The following is a 16,974-nucleotide window of genomic DNA, read 5'->3' as shown; positions in this document are numbered from 1 at the left end:
GACCGCACGTGGTCGCGGGCGGCGTCCGTCGTCACGCACCCCGTCGCGCGCGGTGGGAGGCGTTGCGACGGCTCCCGCGCGCGGCCCCGGCGCCGCCTAGCGGAGGAAGCCGGCGAGGCGGCGGGAGAGCTCCGTCTGCATCGTCAGGACGTAGGCCTGCGTCAGGTGGTTGGAGTCGCGGTAGACGTACACGTTGCCGATGACCGGCGGGCACTCGTCGCCCGGGCAGATGGCGTCGGTGAGGTCGACGGACAGGGCGCCGTCGTAGTCCTCCAGCAGCCGGTCCGCCGGGTTCTCCCGGTCCAGGGCGATGTTCCGGTCGAAGGAGCACTCGGCCTCCGAGCCGCCGTCGGCGACGCACTCGGTCGGCTCGAACGGCACGCCCTCCTCGTCCGTCGGCCACGGGTTGTCGCGCAGCGCGACGAACGGCACGCCCATCCGGTCCAGCTCGTCCCAGAACTCCACGTACGGGTCGGGGACGTAGTCGCCGTCGCGGTCGCCCTCGAAGCCCTCCACGCCCTCGGGGCGGGTGGCGCTGAAGACGACGGCGTCCGGCTTCCCTTCTTCAATGTGCTTGACGACGGCCTCCGTCCACTCGGGGCACGCCTCGTTGACGCCCTCGATGGGGCCGAGCGCCAGACCGCAGCCCTGCCGCAGCACCACCGGCATCCGCCAGCCGCGCTCGCGGGCCACGGCGTCCAGCGCCGGGAACCACTGCTCGCTGTGGGAGCCGCCGACGAGCATGACGGTGCGGTCGCCCTCCGGGTCGCCGTAGACGCACTCCGCGCCCTCGCCCGGGCCGGCGCGCTTGACGGTGGTGATGCGGTCCGGCTCCTCGTCGCCCCACGTCAGGCAGTCGTCGAGGCCCGGGCCGGGCACCAGGTCGCGCACCAGCTCGGGGTCGGGGCCCGGCTCCACGCCCTCCGGCACGTCCCAGTCGTCCGTGACGGACAGGGCGCCGGGGTGGCGGGTGGGGTCGAGGCGGCCGGCGAACGCGTCGTCGAGCCGCTGCTGCTGGTTCGGCAGGACCGTCAGCAGCGTCGCCGCGACGCCGACGAGCACCATGCCCGCCACGGCCCGGCCGACGCCCGGCCACGTCCGCGGCAGCGGCGGCAGCGGGGAGCGGCGCTCCGCCAGCTCCCGCCCCGCCTGGCGGGAGGAGCGGCGGTCGCGCAGCGGCTCCTCGATGAAGCGGTGCGTCGCCCACGCCAGCAGCACCGACACCGCGATGACGGCGGTGCCCAGCAGGAACCCGGGGCGCTCGTCGTCGCCCGGCAGCGCGACGGTGGCCAGGATGAGCAGCGGCCAGTGCCACAGGTACAGCGCGTAGGCGGTGCGGCCGAGGAACAGCGCCAGGCCGGAGCGCAGCGCCGACGACGCCGGGTTCGCCCCGCGCGCCGAGATGATGATGAGCACCGCGCCCGCCACCGGCCACAGCGCCGCCGGGCCGGGGAACTGCGCGGCGCCGTCGAAGAGGACGCCCGTGACGATGATCATCAGCAGGCCCGCCGGCGCCGCGAACCGCGCGACCGTCGCGGGCAGCTGGGCGCGGGCGCCGATGACGGCCAGGGCGCCGCCGAGCAGCAGCTCCCACATCCGCGACCACGTGGAGTAGTAGTTCTGCGCCTGATCGACGCCCTCCAGGTGCCACGCCCACCAGAACGACGCCGCCGTCGCCGCGACGAGCGGCAGCGCCAGCACCGCGCGGGTCCGGCCCCTGGCGATGGCGCCGACCACCGCCACCACGACGATGGCGCCCAGGTAGAACTGCCCCTGCAGCGACATCGACCACAGGTGCTGCAGCGGCGAGACGTCCACCGACGCCGCCGCGTACTCCGCCGACTGGCGGGACAGCTCGATGTTCTGGAAGTACAGGACGCTCGCCGTGAGCTGGCGGGCGAAGTCCAGCGTCGCCAGCTGCGGGAACCACAGGAATATCGCCGCGGTCGTCGCCGCCAGCACCGTCAGCAGTGCCGGCAGCAGGCGGCGGATCGCCCGCCACGCCCACGCCACCGGCCGGATGGGCCGCGACGGGTCCTCCGCCGACCGCAGCCGCGAGCCGAGGAAGAAGAAGCCCGACAGGAGCAGGAACACGTCGACGCCGCCGGAGACCTTGCCGGCGTAGACGTGGAACAGCACGACCAGGCCGATGGCGATGCCGCGCAGGCCGTCGAGATCGTTGCGGCGGGCGGGCAGCGGCTCGGCGGCGGTGGCCGTCGTCACGTCGTCGGAGTCGGGGGCGTCGTCCGCGTCGGCGGAGGCGTCGTCGGAGTCGGGGGCGTCGTCGTCCGCGTCGCTCTCGTCGGCTTCGGAGAGGGCCCCGTCGGTGTCCGTGTCCGTGTCCGTGTCCCCGTCCGCGTCGGACGACCCGGAGCCGGCGGGGGACTCGTCGTCACGCTCATCCGCGTCCGCGGCGTCGTCCTTCGCGTCGGCGGCTTCGGAGCCGGCGGGGGAGCCGTCGTCACGCTCATCCGTCTCGTCCGCGGCAGGGGCGTCCTCCGGCGCGGGTGCGCCCGGCTCGATGGCCTCGGGGCGGCGGAGCTCCGCGGGGACGATCCCCGCGGCGCCGTCGCGGGCGGCGTCGGCGGGCTCGTCGCCGGCGCGCCCCTCGGCGGCGTCGGCCCGATCGTCCCCGTCGGCTCCGTCGGTCATGCGGGCGCGTCCTCCTCGTCGCGTGGCTGGATTCCCGACCCGGCGTCAGGCGCCGCCCCGCTCCAGCTTCCGCAGGTGCGGCGCGATGAGGTCGCGCAGCATGGGCGTCAGCGAGCGGGCGAAGTGGTCGGACAGGTGGTCGTCGTCACGGTACACCCACACGTTGCCGATGACCGCGGGGCAGTGCACCGGACCGCACAGGACGTCGGACACGTCCACGGTCATCGCGCCCGGGTGATCGGCGAGCGCCTCGACGCCGTCGTCGACGGGGGAGTAGGACAGCTCGCGCAGCGGGCCGCACTCCACCGGATCGCCGCCGGCGGCGACGCACTCGGCCGGGTAGTACGGCTCGAGGTCGTCCTCCACCGGCCACGGGGTGTCGCGGAAGCCCAGCACCGGGATGTCCTCCTCCGCCAGCCGCGCCCAGAACTCCCGGTAGCCGTCGGGGGTGTAGTCGGTGTTGCTGGAGCCCGGGCGGGTCGTCGTCGTGACGACGAGGTCCGGCTCGTCCTCCACCAGCTGATCCACCACGGCATGCGACCATTCGACGCACCGGTCGCCCATCTCCGGGATGGGCAGCAGCGTCGTCGCGCAGCCCGGCCGCAGCATGACCTCCAGCCGCCAGCCGTTCTCCCGCGCGATGGCGTCGAGCGGCGAGAACCACTGCTCGCTGTGGGAGCCGCCGGCCAGCACCATCACGTGCTCGCCGTCCGGGTCGCCGTAGACGCAGGGGGTGCCGTCCTCCTTCGTCCGCGCGATGTGGTCGTCCGGGTCGTCGACCGTGGAGATGCAGCCCTCCGAGGCGACGCGCGGCCACATCTCGTCCAGCACGTCGTACGGCGGCATGAACGCCGGCACCGTCGGCACCGGGGCGTCCTCCGTCACCGCCCGCGCGCCGGGGTAGTCGGCGGGATCGAGCTCCAGGGCGCGGGCCCACTCGATGCGGTCGCCCTGCAACCACGAGGCCGACGCCATCGACGAGGCCACCGCGACGACGGCGACGGCGGCGTACGCGCGCAGCCGCGCCGGGCGGGAGGACCGCAGGCCGGCGACCGCGTCGCGGACCACGCGCTCCTTGCGCTTCGGGCGGCGGCCGCGCTGCAGCATCGGGCGCTCCACCAGCACGTGCGTCGCCCACGCCAGCACCACCGACACCGCGACGACCGCGACGCCGACCTTCCGGGTCGGCTCGTCGACGTGCAGCACGTGCAGCGCGATGATGAGCACCGGCCAGTGCCACAGGTACAGCGCGTAGGCGATGTCGCCGAGCCACCGCGCCGGGCGGCCCGCCAGCAGCGCCCGCGTCCAGCCCTCCCGGCGGCCGCCGAGGACCACCAGGGCGGCGCCGGTCAGCGGCAGCAGCGTCCACGGGCCGGGGAAGAGGGAGGCGCCGTCGAACGCGAAGCCGGTGGCGACGATGAGCGCCAGGCCCAGGGGCACCGCGACGCGGGCGGCCAGCCCGGAGAAGCGGCCCCGGCCGACCGGCACGCGCACCAGGATGAGCGCCAGCAGGGCGCCGAGGCCCATCTCCCACAGCCGCGCGGCGGTGGAGTAGTAGTTGCGGGCCTGGTCCTCGCCGTGCAGCCACCAGGCATAGGCGAACGACGCCGCCGTCGCCGTGGCGACGATCGGCAGCATGATCCGCGCGACGGGCCCCGGCCGGTAATCGGGGACGTCGGCGGGGGAGGTCCCGTCGTCACGCGCATCCGCGGGCTCCCCGTCGCGCGCCTTCTTCAGCGCGTGACGACGGCGCAGGCGCACCAGCGCGCCCACGGCCGCGACCAGCAGGATCGCGCTCAGGTAGAACTGCCCCTGGACCGACATCGACCACAGGTGCTGCAGGGGCGACGCGGAATTCGAGGCCGCCGCGTAGTCCTCCGCCTGCTCCGACAGCTCGACGTTCTGGAAGTACAGCAGCGTCGCCGTCAGCTGATCGGCGAGGTTGCCGGAGCGGATCTCCGGCAGCCGCCACAGAACGAACGCCGTGCACGCGCCGACCACGACCACCAGCGACGGGTACAGCCGCCGCAGCGTCCGCCAGATCGACCACCACGGGTTCAGCGAGGAATCCGGGCGGTCCGCGTTGCGGATCTGCGAGCCCAGGAAGAAGAACCCGGACAGAAGAAGGAACACGTCGACGCCGCCGGACACCCGGCCGACGAACACGTGGAAGACGACGACGAGGGCGATGGCGATGCCCCGCAGGCCGTCCAGGTCATGGCGGTAGGGCGTGCGGCGGACATCGGAGGAGCTGGTCGACGTCACGGACACGGCCGGGACCCTAGCGCAGACGCGGCCGGCGGCGGGGATGAGGTGCGGTGATGCGGGGCGGTTCATGGGTTGCGGGTGAGGCGGGTCACGTGGGCGGCGGGACGCGAGGTGCGCGAGGGCCGGGTGGTGCCCGCGGGGAGGGAGGGGCGCAGCGTGGGGTGCGGGGAGCGCGCGATCGGCGCCGGCCGCGCGGGAGGCGCGGGCCGCGTCGTCACGCCCGCGCCGCGAGCCCGTCCAGGTACCCGCCGACGCGGCGGTCCAGCTCCGGGGCGAGGGTCTTCACGAAGGTCGTCGCCAGATGGTCGTCGTCGCGGTAGACCCACAGGTTGCCGATGACGGCGGGGCACTTCTCCGGCCCGCACAGCACGTCGGTGAAGTCGACCTGGAGGGAATCCGGGTACGCGGCGAGCATCTCCGCGCCGTCGTCGACCTCGTCGATGGTCGCCGCCCGATCCGGGCCGCAGTCGACGGGGTCGCCGCCGGCGACGACGCAGGACGCCGCGACGTGGTCGGTGCCGTGGCCGTCGGTCGTCCACGGGTGGTCGCGGAAGCCCAGCACCGGGATGCCCAGCCCGGCGACCTCGTCCCAGAACGCGCGGTAGCCCGCGGGCACCTCGTCGCCGCCGCCGGGGCGGGGGCGCGTCGTGGTGCTCACCACGAGGTCCGGGCGGTCCTCCGCCAGGCCCTCCAGCTGCTCGCGCGCCCAGCCGTCGCAGTACTCCGGCATGCCCGGCAGCCGGCCGAACGCGGGCGGGCAGGCGTCGCGCAGCCGCAGCTCCAGCCGCCAGCCGCGGTTGCGGGCGACCTCGTCGAGGGCTCCGAACCAGTGCGCGCTGTGGGAGCCGCCGATGAGGACCATCGTGCGGTCTCCCTCCGGGTCGCCGTAGACGCAGGGCCTCCCGTCGGAGCCGGTCGACGCGACGTGGTCGAGCGGGTCCTCGGTGCCCGACAGGCAGCCGACCTGCCGCGGCGTCTCGTCGTCGTCGGCGAGCACCGGGTACGCCGGCAGGGTGCGGTCGACGGCGGGGGCGGAGGCGCCGTCGGCGGTGGCGGCGGCTCCCGGATAGGCGGCCGGATCCGGGCGCGTGGTCCGGGTGTGCTCCATCATCGCGCCGGTCGCCGGGGTGAGCGCCAGGCAGGCGGCGGCGACGGCGGCGACGGCGACGCCGCCGAGGGCCCGCAGTCGCGCGGGGCGGCGCGTGCGCAGCCCGGTGATGGCCTGGGCGATGACCGGCTCCCCGGCGGCCGGGCGGCGGCGGTGCTGCTGCAGGGGCTTTTCGACGAGGCGGTGGGTGGCCCATGCCAGCGCGACCGACACGGCGATGATGACGGTGCCCGTCAGCGGATCCGGAGGCGGATCCCCGAGCAGGTTCGTCGCGATGATGAGCAGCGGCCAGTGCCACAGGTACAGCGAGTAGGCGATGTCGCCGAGGAAGGTGACGGGACGGCTCTCCAGGAACGTGGTGGTCGGGCCGGGGCGGGCGCCGGCGAGGACGACCAGGACGGCGCCGCCCAGCGGCAGCAGCGTCAGGGGGCCCAGGAACTCGGCGGCGCCGTCGATGACCAGGCCGGTGGCGGCGATGAGCAGCAGGCCGGCGGGCGCGGCGAGGCGGGCGCCGCGGTCGCCGAGCAGCGGGCCGCGGCCGGCGGCGGCGCGGCGGGCGAGCACGAGCATGAGCAGGCCGCCGAGGCCCAGCTCCCGGAAGCGGGCCGGGGTGGAGTAGTAGTTCGCCAGCTGATCCCCGCGGTGCAGCCACACGGCGATGGCGAAGGAGATCGCGGTGCCGGCGGCGAGCAGCGGCAGGGCGGTGCGGGCGACGGCGCCGGGGCGGGAGCCGCGGCGGCGGTGGAACCAGGCGATGGCGGCGACGACGAGGATCGCGAAGACGTAGAACTGGAACTGCACCGCCATCGACCACAGGTGCTGCAGCGGCGAGATGTCGTAGGCGGCGGCCCCGTACTCCGCGGACTTCTGCGTCAGCTTCAGGTTCTGCGCGTAGACGAGGGGGGCGAGGATCTGCTCGGCCATCTCCCGGGTGCGCAGCGCCGGGGCGACGAACGCGGCCAGCACCGTGGAGGCCGCGATGACCGTCACCAGGGCGGGGTAGAGGCGCCGCAGCGTGCGCCACAGCGACCACCACGGGTTGATGGACGTCCCCGGCCGGTCGGCGTTGCGGATCTGCGAGCCGAGAAAGAAGAACCCCGAGAGCAGCAGGAACACGTCGACGCCGCCGGAGACCCGCCCGACGTACACGTGGAACAGCACCACGAGCGCGATGGCGATGCCGCGCAGGCCGTCGAGATCGCGGCGGTAGCCGGTCGCGGCCGTGGCGGACGGGGCGGGGGTCGGGGGAGCCGTCATGGTCGGGCAAGGCAACAGGTTGGGCCTGGATTGCGATAATGCGAAGTTATTGCCCGGCATGTCTTTTCACCTGCGGAAATGTGGTCGCCCGGCGTTCGTGCTCCCGCGTGATCCGGTGGGGCGCCGGGATTCTCCGCCGGGCGCCCGCCGTCGTCACGCGATGCCCCCGGGGCGTGCCGCGCCGCGCCGCGAGCCTCCTCGCCGCAACCCCGCAGCCGTCCCGCGCCGCGCCGCGAGCCTCCTCGCCGCAGCCCCGCACCCGTCCGGCGACGCGCCGCATGCCCGGGAACCGCCCCGCGACGCGCCGCGCCCCGCGGCTTGGGCCCGCGCGCCCCGGCCTGGTAATGTTCCCGCAGTTGTCGTCCGGCGTTCATCCGCCGGCGGCGGCATCTGCAGACACCGGCAGCGCCCACGGACGCCCGGTGGTCACCTGCAGCCCAAACCCAAGGGCAAAACCGGCCCGCGGCCCGATGCCGCGGGTGTCACAAGAATTGCCCCGTGACCGAAGAGAAAGGCAGGCCCCCATGGCCGTCAAGATCAAGCTCCAGCGCCTCGGCAAGATCCGCACCCCGCACTACCGCGTCGTCGTCGCGGATTCCCGCACCCGCCGCGATGGCCGCGTCATCGAGAACATCGGCATCTACGAGCCGAAGGCCGAGCCGTCCGTCATCCGCATCGACTCCGAGCGCGCGCAGTACTGGCTGGGCGTCGGCGCGCAGCCGACCGAGCCGGTCCTCGCCCTGCTGAAGGTCACCGGCGACTGGCAGAAGTTCAAGGGCCTGCCGGGCGCCGAGGGCACCCTGAAGGTCGCCGAGGAGAAGCCGTCCAAGCTGGACCTCTTCAACAAGGCGCTCGCCGAGGCCAACGAGGGCCCGTCCGCCGAGGACGTCGCCGCGAAGGCCCGCAAGAAGAAGGACGAGCAGCGCGCCAAGGCCGCCGAGGCCGAGGTGGAGGAGTCCGCCGACGACGCCGAGTAGGCCCGTCGCGGTTCCCGCCGCATCCCGCGCCCGAGGGCGCGCATCGCACGCCGTCCCGGTCGGTTTCCGCCGACCCGGGGCGGCGTTCGCCGTGTCCGGGGTCGCAGGGGAGCTCCCGGGTGGGCGCGTGAGGTGCTTTGCGACGGTGCCCGCCGCGGCTCCGTCGCCTCCGGCCGCGGCCGCGTCGGGGCCGTGCCGTCCCGGCGGCTAGGATGCCCACCGTGAAGTCAGACGGGAAGAACACGGACGGCGACCTGGTGCAGATCGGCCGCGTCGTCAAGCCCCACGGGGTGCGCGGCGAGGTCGTGGTGGACGCGACGACGGACGATCCGGCCGGGCGTTTCGCGGTCGGGGAGGTGCTGCTGGGCCGGCAGACGGGCCGGGAGCACCGGCTGACGGTGACGGCGATGCGCCCGCACCAGGGCCGCCTGCTGGTGCGGTTCGAGGAGGTGCCGGGGCGCAACGAGGCGGAGAGCCTGCGCGGCACCCGCTTCTTCGCGGAGCCGGTCGTCGACGACGAGGACGCGTACTACGACCACGAGCTGGTCGGCCTGCGCGTGCTGGACTGCGGCGACGTGACGGCGGAGGAGGCGGAGGCGCGCGCCTACGAGGGCGTGCAGCCGGAGCCCTCCGACATCGGCGAGATCGCGGGCGTCGTCCGCGGTCCGGCGCACCGGCTGCTGGAGGTGGCGCTGGACGGCGACGCGGACGGGGACGCGGAGGGCGCCCCGGGCGCCGCGGCGGAGCCCCGCACGGTGCTGGTGCCGTTCGTCCACGCCATCGTGCCGATCGTGGACCTCGACAACGGCGCGGTCGTCATCACGCCGCCGGCCGGCCTGCTGGAGCTGTAGCCCATGCGGATCGACGTCCTGACCATCTTCCCCGAGTACCTCGACCCGCTGCGCCATGCGCTGCTGGGCAAGGCCATCGAGCAGGGCCGCCTCGGCGTGCACGTCCACGATCTGCGGCAGTGGGCGACCGGCGTGCATCAGGCGGTCGACGACTCCCCGTACGGCGGCGGCCCCGGCATGGTGATGAAGCCGTCGGTGTGGGGCCCGGCGCTCGACGACGTCGCGGCCGTGTCCGGCCCGGCGGCGGAGGCCGGCGCCCTCGAGTCGTCGCTGCCGCACCTCGGGCAGGCGCGCCACGACGAGAAGGCGGGGCTGCCGGAGCGCTCCTCCTACGCGCCGGCGGGCGCCGCCGCGGACGATGCGGGCACCGCCGACGCGGGCGCGGAGGGTGCGGCCGCGGTCGCCGGCGCGGATGCCGCGGGGGAGCGTGACGACGATCGCCCCCTGCTCATCGTCCCCACCCCGGCCGGCCGCCCGTTCACCCAGGACATGGCGCGGCGCTGGAGCCACGAGGACCGCATCGTCTTCGCGTGCGGCCGCTACGAGGGCATCGATCAGCGCGTCGTCGACGACGCGGCGAACCGCTACCGGGTCGAGGAGGTGTCCATCGGCGACTACGTCCTCATCGGCGGCGAGGTCGCGGTGCTCGTCATCGCGGAGGCCGTCGTCAGGCTCATCCCGGGCGTGCTGGGCAACCGGCGCAGCCACGAGGAGGACAGCTTCAGCGACGGCCTGCTGGAGGGGCCGAGCTACACCAAGCCCCGCGAGTGGCGCGGGTTGGAGGTCCCGCCGGTGCTGCTGTCCGGCAACCACGCCCGCGTCGACCGGTGGCGCCGTGACCAGGCGCTGCTGCGCACGGCGCGGCGGCGCCCCGAACTGCTCGACGCCGTCGACCTGACCGACCGCGACCGCGCCGCGCTCGACGCCGGCCGCAGCCCCGAGGAGTGAACCGCCGAGTGACCCCCGAGACCCCGGCCGCGCACCGCACGCGGCTGAACGCCCTGCTCGACCCGGCCGACTGGCCCGCCGCCCGCGCCCGCATCCTGGACGCCGCGCGCGGGGCCGGGCTGCCGGAGCCCGCCGTCGCGGCGACGGAGCAGCACGGCTTCTGCGAGCCGGAGGACATGCTCACCGCCCAGTGGCAGGCGGCCCACGACGGGCCGCCCGTGTCGGAGGTCGTGCACCTCATCGACGTCGACTGGCCGGCGGAGCCGGGAGCTCCGGGCGGCGAGGTCGGGGACGCCGGGGAGGCCGGCGGCGCCGCCGACGTCGATCGCACGGCGCTGGTCGCCGGGGCCCTGCCCGGCGGGGCGCCCTGGTACGGGACGACGGTGGAGGTGCGCCGATGAGGGCCGCCGTCGCACGGCCGTCGCACGTCATCCTGTGGATCGTGGCGCTGGGCCTGCTGGCCTGGTTCGCGTCGACGGGTGCGGGCGGCCGCTTCGATCATGCCGTCGCCGAGCTCGTCGCGCGCTTCCGCGGCCCCGCCGTCACCGACGTCATGTCGCTGGCCGACGAGGCTCTGCGGCCGATGTGGATGACCCCGGCGACGCTCGTCGTGGCGGCGCTGCTCTTTCCGCGCCTGCGCGGCATGGCGCTGCTCGTGCCCGGTTCCTTCGGCGCGGCGGTGGGCCTGTCGTTCCTGTTGAAGTGGGTGTTCGGTCGCGAGCGGCCGATGGGCGACCTCGTGCTGCCCGGCCTGGACACCACCGGCGCGGCGTTCCCGTCGGTGCACATGGCCGGCGTCACCGCCGCCGGCGTCGCCCTGGTGCAGCTGGGCCTGCCGCGGCTGCGGCGGGGCCTGCGCCGCCTCCTGGCGGTGTTCGTCGTCGCGCTCATCGGGCTCACGGCCTTCTCCCGCGTCTACGTGGGCGCCCACTGGGCCACCGACGTCGCCGCGGGTCTGGCGACGGGGATCCTCGGCGTGGTGATCGCCCTGCTGGTGCTGCGTTCCCGCGCCGTCGGGCTTCGGCGATGACGTCCGCCCGCCGCCGGACCTTCGGGCGAAAGCCGACGTACATGAGAACCACTCCGACGACGAGCGCCACGGCGACGATGATCGCGTCGCGGTCGGCTCGTTCAACGTGCGGGCGGGGTTGGCCGATGCTGATCTCCGAGTCACCGCAGCCGAAGACGTACCGGCCGTCGGCGGGTGCGGTGAAGTACCCGATGACGGCGTAGTCCATGCCCATTTCGTAGATGGTGACCCTGCGGATTCGCGTCGGCTCGAAACCGGGAGGCCCCGTGGCCTCGCAGTGGTGGAACACCTCGACGGGGATGTCGTTCGGTTTCCAGTAGCCGGCGTAGACGCTGATGCTCTCCCCGGCGCGCAGCTCGATGCCGTCGGCGGGCATGTCCCTCCGCCCGGACGGCGGATCGGACAGCAGTCCGATCGCCGCCCACGCGATGGCGCCGATCAGGACGACGAAGCCCAGGATCGCGGTCGCGATCCTCCGCGGGGTCATGTGGCCGAACAGTCCGTCGTCGTCGGGCTCGGGTTCCGCGGGGGCGCCGGCGGCTCCGGCGCGGGCCGGGCCGTCGTCCCGCGGGGACCTCCCGTGGTCCGTCGGCAGCCAGGTGCTGGGTGCGGGCTCCGGGGTGCCGTGGCCGTGAGGCTGCCGGGGGTCGGACTCCGGCCCCGGCGTGCCGTAGCCCGGCGGCTGGAACGGCGCGTCGTCGCCGTCGTCGTGCGGGGGAGGGGAGGTCGGGTGGTGTCCGGTCATCGGTCGTTCCCCGGGTCGCGTCGACGGTGGCGGTGGGGCGGCGCAGCATCCGGGTGTCGTGCGCCGCGGTCGGCGTGCGCCCGGGCACGGCATCGACCGTGCCCCGACGGTGTTCGGTGCCCGAAGGATAAGCCGGGCGCCGCGGTCCCGTAAGAGGATCGCGGCGCCGCTGCATGACCGGGGCTACCGGCGCCGCAGATGCCCCCGGGCGACGGCGGCCGCGGTGTCGGCGTCGTCGACGGTGAAGACGCGAGCGCCGCCGGAGATGCGGGAGACGCGCAGCGCCTCGCCGTCCCGGAGGATCACTCCCCAGGCGTCGCCGTTGGCGCGCAGCCCCCAGCCGCCCCAGGCGCCGGGCTGGACGTCCTCGACGGAGACGCCGTCGATCTCCCCCCACGGGATCGAGCCGCGGGGCAGGCCCAGCAGCATCCGCCAGTGGATGCCGCGGGCGTCGACGCGCACCCGCACCCGCAGGAACGACACCGTCGCGGTGACGACGAGGACGGCGACGACGGCCGTCAGGGCGGTGACGCCGGCCCCGGCCCCGGAGAATCCGACGACGGCGATGGTGCCCGCGGCCGCCGCCGCGGCGGCCACGAGGATGATGAACGGGATCCGCGACAGCGTGCCGGAGCCGAACCAGGCGGTGGCGCCCCCGGCGGGCACGTCGATGACCGGAGCCGCGGCGCCGTCGGCCGGGTCCTTCTGCTCCGGCGCGGGCGGCGGCGGAATCAGGGCGCCGATGGCGGCGAAGACGACGGCGCCGATGGCCAGCAGCGCCGGGGACCAGCCGGGCAGCACGAGGTCGCGGACGTCGTCGAGCCCGGTCTGGGGGACCAGGGTCGCGGGGATCAGGAGCGCGATGACGGCAGTGGAACCGGACATGCAGGCCCCGAGGAAGCGGGCTCCGGCGCCGTGGTTGCCGGGTATCGCGGCCGATCCCGCCTGCAGGGCGAGCATGCCGATGGAGAGGGCGACGAGGAGGGCGACGGACGAACCCGGCGCGCTCCAGCCGTCGGCGCGCATCGGCAGCCCGGTGAAGTGCGTGGCCAGCGGGTCCGGCAGCTGCGGCAGCGCGGCGGCGGCCCACAGGGCGCAGGCGAGGACGACGACGGCCGCCGGCGCGGAGACGGCGAGGACGTAGCGGGCGCGGCTCATGACAGCCCCCTGACGGACAGCGCGGAGGCGACGTCGGCGAGGCCGAGGCCGTGGGCGCGGGCGAGGGAGGCGACGCGGTCGAGCGCGGCGTCCAGGTCCCCGTCGCGGTCGGGGGCGGCGACGACGGTGGCCCCGCGGCCGCGGCGCAGCTCGACGAGGCCGTCGTCGCGCAGCGTCCGGTACGCGCGGAGCACGGTGTTGCGGTTGAGGCCGAGCGAGTCGGCGAGTTCGCCGGCGGACGGCAGGCGCTCGCCGACGGGGACGTCGCCGTCGGCGATGCGGCGCCGCAGCTCGGCGACGAGCTGCCCGTAGATGGGCAGCAGCGACGCGGAGTCGACGGTGATGAGCATTGGATCCTCCTTGCCGGGGCCACATTGTGCCACTAATGCTATCACAAGTGGCCTATGTCGGGAAGGGTCTGCCGCCCGGCGGGAGGGGCCGGGCCGCGGCGGGGACCGTCGTCACGCAACGTCGCGGGCGGTGGATGCCGGAGACCGCGGAGGCGCCGGGTTCAGCGCCGTCCGCCCGGGCGTTGCCCGATCGCCGCCAGGATCAGCAGAAGCGCGAGCAGCCCCACGACAATTGCCGCTCCGGTCCCCAGCGCCTGGCCGAGCACCCCCGGTGCGGCGGGGCCCTGCCCGATGCGGTAGCCCCCGCAACGGAACTCGTAGACGCTGTCCGCCGGAGCCGTGAAATAGCCGACCACCTGATCGCCGGACACCATCGGCCGGAATCCCGCAGCTTTCGTGCCCGGCGGGCCGGTGAGGGCGCACGGGCGCTTGAACAGCGCGTCCAGATAGCCGTCCGCTTCATGGTCCCGAGAGGCTGACCTCCTGGCCCTCGTAGAGCTCGACCGGGTACACGGGTGCGTGATGGTCCGGCGGCTGCCCCTCGATTTCGTAGACGGAGGCGCGGCCGTCGCCCAGATTCAGCCACCACAGGAAGAAGGCCGCGGCCGCCAGGAGGACCAGCCCGGCCGCCAGGGTGATGGGCCACGCGGCCCCGCCGTCGCGTTTGCCGCCCGTCACCGTCGCGGCGCCTCCTTCGGGCGGGAGTTGTTGCGGGCGACGAAACCGACGATCAGCAGGATCACGGCGGCGATGCCGCAGACGAACATGGCCACGACGCCGAGGATGCCGGCCGTGACCCCGCCGAACAGGCCGGTCACCGCCTCCTTCCCGGGGCCCGCGAACAGCGGGCGGCCGTCGCAGCTGAACCTTTGGATGCCGGACTCCTCCGGCGTGTAGAGCGCGACGAGCCGACGATCGTTCAGCGTGTAGCTGCTCGACGGCGTCGTCACCGGAGCCGGGGAGAGCAGCGTGCACGACACGTTGGTCAGCTCCGTCCCGCCGTCGGAGGACCGGACGGGATCGCCCTGCACCCAGATGCCGTACTCCTTCCCGGCCTCCATCTCGATGCCCGAGGGCGGGATGGCGCGCATCTCGTGGCCGGACGCGCCGTCGACGACGCCGCGGAACCCGATGCCCGCGGCGACGGCGCCGAGCATGGCGATGACCCCGACGATGGCGGCGGCGATGAAGAAGCCGCGGCCCTTCTCCGGATTGGAGGTCGGCGCCTGACCGCCGTACGGGTTCTGCGGCGGGGCGGGCTGCGCGCCGTAGGCGTTGCCGCCCTGGGGCTGCTGCGCGCCGTATCCGGGACCGCCCTGGCGCTGGGCGCCGTAGGAGTTGCCGCCCTGGGGCTGCTGAGCACCGTAGGAGTTGCCGCCCTGGGGCTGCTGCGCCCCGTACGCGGCGCCGCCCTGGGGCTGGGCGCCGTATCCGGGACCGCCCTGGGGCTGGGCGCCGTATGCGTGCCCGCCCTGGGGCTGGGCGCCGCCGCCCGGTGCGCCCTGGCCGTCGGGCCGTCCGCCCGACCCGTAGCGGAACGGGGTGCCGTCGTCGTCTGGTCCGGTCATCGGGGATCGCTCCTCAGGTGATTGCGGGATCGTGTCGGGGGTGGCGGTGCGGGGTGCCGCGGTCGCCGGTGTCCGCAGGATAGCCCGATCGGGGGCCCCGTGCGGGGGGAGATTTTCCGGAGCCCTCCGGCCGGTCCGCGTCATTTCCGCCCCCGCGATGCCCCGGACCAGGTGCGACGCAGTACCCGCGGCCGGGCGGTTGCTACCGTGCTTCCCATGCCCGACACGACGCCCGACCCCGCCCGCCACGACGATGCGGCCCCCGCCGACCAGGCCCCGGCTCCCGCGACCGCGGCCCCGGCCACCGCGGCCCCGGCCGCGCCGAACCGCCGCGCCCCGCTGGCGGTCTTCGGCGTCGCGGCGGTGCTGCTGGCGGCGCTGACGCTCATCCTGCGGACGGACTGGGCGAAGGACCTCAACGCGGACGTCACCTACGACGTCGTCTTCGAGCGCTCCGGCGCGGCCACGTCGTTCTTCCGCACCGTGACCTCGTGGTTCAACACCCCGGGCACGGTGGCGCTGTGCGTCGTCGCGCTCGTCGCGATGTGGGTGGCCCAGACGTTCGCGCGGGCGATGATCGCCCCGCTGGCGGTGGCCCTCGCCTCCGCCATCACGTTCTCGCTGAAGTACGCCATCGACGCGCAGCGCCCTCCGCAGCAGCTGCGGCTGGTGGAGGAGTACGCGCACTCCTACCCGTCGGGGCACACCACGGCGGCGACGGCGCTGGCGCTCGGCCTTATGGTCGCGATCGTGCCGCTGGTGCCGGCGATGGGGCGCATCGTGGTCGTGGCCGTCGCGCTGGCCGTGGCGGCGGTGGTGGCGCTGAGCCGCGTCTACCTCGGCGTGCACTGGGCGGCCGACGTCACCGCCGGGTTCCTGTCGGCGGCCGCGGGAACGGCGCTGGCGGTGCTGGTGGCGCAGCTGCTGCCGGGCGGCCGCGACCTGCCGTGATCATGTTCGCGTGACGACGCTCCCCGCCGCGGCGGGCACCGTCGTCACGCACCGCGCATGCGCCGCACGTGGTGCGTGACGACGCCGGCCGCCCCGGCCGCGTCGTCGAGCGACACGACGACGTCGTCGCCGAGGCGCTCGAGCAGCAGAGCCTCGCCCTCGCGGACGATGAGGCCCTCGCCGCGGGCGTCGATGCGCCGTCCGTAGCCGCCCCAGTCCGGCGTGCCCGTGCGGACCACGCGCGCGGCGCGGATCTCCCGCATGGGGACGGTCCGGCCGAACAGCCCGCCGATGCCCCCGAACCGCACGCCGGAGGGGGAGACCCTCACGGTGACCCTGGCGTAGGCCAGCGGGGCGACCATGAACAGGATGAACGGAATGGCGATGGCCGCGGCGAGCGTGCCCAGGCCGGCCGCGCCCGCCGCGATCTCCACCACCACGATCACGATGACGGACAGCCCGAACCCGCGCAGGGCCGCGGGCTCCATCCGGGCGGTGCCCGACCAGGTCAGGTCCTCCGGGGCGTCCGCGGGCACCTGCCGCGGTTCCGCGATGACGGGCAGCGGCGTGATGCGACCCGACGGGGGCAGCTCGTCCCGGACGGGGAACAGCGCCCAGGAGACGGCGGCGCCGATGCCGGCTGCGGCCGCCCCGCCCGCCCATGTCCACCAGGGCAGGCCGGTCGGCGGGCCGGCATGCGCGGCGGCGACGTGCGCGAGGGCGAGCAGCGACAGCGCCGACGTGGCCGTGGAGACGGCGGACAGCACCGCCACGGAGATCCGGTCGGCGCGGTTGCCGGCCGTGGTCAGGGTGGCGGCGAGGAACGACAGGGCGACGGTCAACAGCACAATCGTGGCGAGCCCGCCGAGGAGCAGCAGCGACATCGGCGACGCCGCCCCGTAGGGCAGGTCCCCGCCGGTCCACGGGCGGACGTCGCCGGGCAGCGTCGTGGCGATCGGGCCGCCGACGGCGCCGAGCAGGAGGAGCGCGGCCGCCGGGGCCGCCGCCACGGACAGCGCCATGCGCAGGCGGGGGCCCGGACGCGGGCCCCGGGATGATGCGGCCGTTCCGTCGGGCGCGTTCCGTGTCATGGCGGCGACCGTATCGGATC

The 16,974-nt window shown here is 75.1% G+C and carries 15 protein-coding genes; 6 read left to right on the top strand and 9 right to left on the bottom strand.

Annotation, left to right across the window (positions count from 1 at the left end):
- Window positions 1–96: 96 nt before the first annotated feature.
- The 3 genes from QQS41_RS02025 to QQS41_RS02015 form a co-directional block, all read right to left on the bottom strand.
- Window positions 97–2,652, bottom strand: coding sequence for an acyltransferase family protein (locus QQS41_RS02025; RefSeq protein ID WP_448851027.1), 2,556 nt, complete (start codon window positions 2,650–2,652; stop codon window positions 97–99).
- Between the two features lie 45 nt (window positions 2,653–2,697).
- Window positions 2,698–4,923 (bottom strand): acyltransferase family protein, encoded by a 2,226-nt coding sequence (locus QQS41_RS02020; RefSeq protein WP_448851026.1) that lies wholly within the window; start codon window positions 4,921–4,923, stop codon window positions 2,698–2,700.
- 211 nt (window positions 4,924–5,134) lie between these two features.
- Entirely contained in the window at window positions 5,135–7,285 is a 2,151-nt protein-coding gene (locus QQS41_RS02015; RefSeq protein ID WP_448851025.1) for an acyltransferase family protein, read from the bottom strand.
- Between the two features lie 524 nt (window positions 7,286–7,809).
- Here QQS41_RS02015 and rpsP point away from each other — a divergent pair.
- The 5 genes from rpsP to QQS41_RS01990 all read left to right on the top strand — a co-directional run bounded on the left by rpsP (window position 7,810) and on the right by QQS41_RS01990 (window position 11,091).
- Complete coding sequence (gene rpsP, locus QQS41_RS02010; protein ID WP_448851024.1) at window positions 7,810–8,262, top strand: 30S ribosomal protein S16; 453 nt, start codon at window positions 7,810–7,812, stop codon at window positions 8,260–8,262.
- Window positions 8,263–8,516: 254 nt separating this feature from the next.
- Window positions 8,517–9,113: a ribosome maturation factor RimM gene (gene rimM / locus QQS41_RS02005; protein ID WP_448851942.1), complete on the top strand. Its 597-nt coding sequence runs from the start codon at window positions 8,517–8,519 to the stop codon at window positions 9,111–9,113.
- Between the two features lie 3 nt (window positions 9,114–9,116).
- Window positions 9,117–10,061, top strand: coding sequence for a tRNA (guanosine(37)-N1)-methyltransferase TrmD (gene trmD / locus QQS41_RS02000; RefSeq protein ID WP_448851023.1), 945 nt, complete (start codon window positions 9,117–9,119; stop codon window positions 10,059–10,061).
- Window positions 10,062–10,069: 8 nt separating this feature from the next.
- On the top strand, window positions 10,070–10,462 hold the full coding sequence (locus tag QQS41_RS01995; RefSeq protein WP_303145936.1) for a hypothetical protein: 393 nt from the start codon (window positions 10,070–10,072) through the stop codon (window positions 10,460–10,462).
- On the top strand, window positions 10,459–11,091 hold the full coding sequence (locus QQS41_RS01990; RefSeq protein WP_448851022.1) for a phosphatase PAP2 family protein: 633 nt from the start codon (window positions 10,459–10,461) through the stop codon (window positions 11,089–11,091). Before QQS41_RS01995 ends, QQS41_RS01990 begins: the two co-directional genes overlap by 4 nt.
- Window positions 11,092–12,019: 928 nt before the next feature.
- On the opposite strand, the gene QQS41_RS01985 is transcribed toward QQS41_RS01990, so the two are convergent.
- From QQS41_RS01985 to QQS41_RS01965, 5 genes are all read right to left on the bottom strand, one after another.
- A complete protein-coding gene (locus QQS41_RS01985; RefSeq protein WP_448851021.1) occupies window positions 12,020–12,994 on the bottom strand; it encodes a hypothetical protein in 975 nt (324 codons plus the stop codon).
- Window positions 12,991–13,344, bottom strand: coding sequence for a GntR family transcriptional regulator (locus QQS41_RS01980; RefSeq protein ID WP_448851020.1), 354 nt, complete (start codon window positions 13,342–13,344; stop codon window positions 12,991–12,993). Before QQS41_RS01980 ends, QQS41_RS01985 begins: the two co-directional genes overlap by 4 nt.
- 161 nt (window positions 13,345–13,505) lie before the next feature.
- Window positions 13,506–13,718, bottom strand: a complete 213-nt coding sequence (locus QQS41_RS01975) for a hypothetical protein (RefSeq protein WP_448851019.1) — start codon at window positions 13,716–13,718, stop codon at window positions 13,506–13,508.
- Window positions 13,719–13,803: 85 nt separating this feature from the next.
- Entirely contained in the window at window positions 13,804–14,022 is a 219-nt protein-coding gene (locus QQS41_RS01970; RefSeq protein ID WP_448851018.1) for a hypothetical protein, read from the bottom strand.
- A complete protein-coding gene (locus tag QQS41_RS01965; RefSeq protein WP_448851017.1) occupies window positions 14,019–14,912 on the bottom strand; it encodes a hypothetical protein in 894 nt (297 codons plus the stop codon). Before QQS41_RS01965 ends, QQS41_RS01970 begins: the two co-directional genes overlap by 4 nt.
- A gap of 216 nt (window positions 14,913–15,128) precedes the next feature.
- On the opposite strand from QQS41_RS01965, the gene QQS41_RS01960 reads away from it, so the two are divergent.
- On the top strand, window positions 15,129–15,863 hold the full coding sequence (locus QQS41_RS01960) for a phosphatase PAP2 family protein (RefSeq protein WP_448851016.1): 735 nt from the start codon (window positions 15,129–15,131) through the stop codon (window positions 15,861–15,863).
- Between the two features lie 44 nt (window positions 15,864–15,907).
- Here the strand turns inward: QQS41_RS01960 and QQS41_RS01955 are convergent, their stop codons facing one another.
- Window positions 15,908–16,885 carry a hypothetical protein gene (locus tag QQS41_RS01955; protein WP_448851015.1) on the bottom strand — a complete coding sequence of 326 codons (978 nt, stop codon included), beginning with the start codon at window positions 16,883–16,885 and terminating at the stop codon, window positions 15,908–15,910.
- Window positions 16,886–16,974 lie beyond the last annotated feature (89 nt).

Source organism: Corynebacterium sp. 335C (assembly GCF_053525695.1).
The sequence above is the reverse complement of the archived record's forward strand: the minus strand, read 5'-3'. Positions and strand labels throughout refer to the sequence as shown.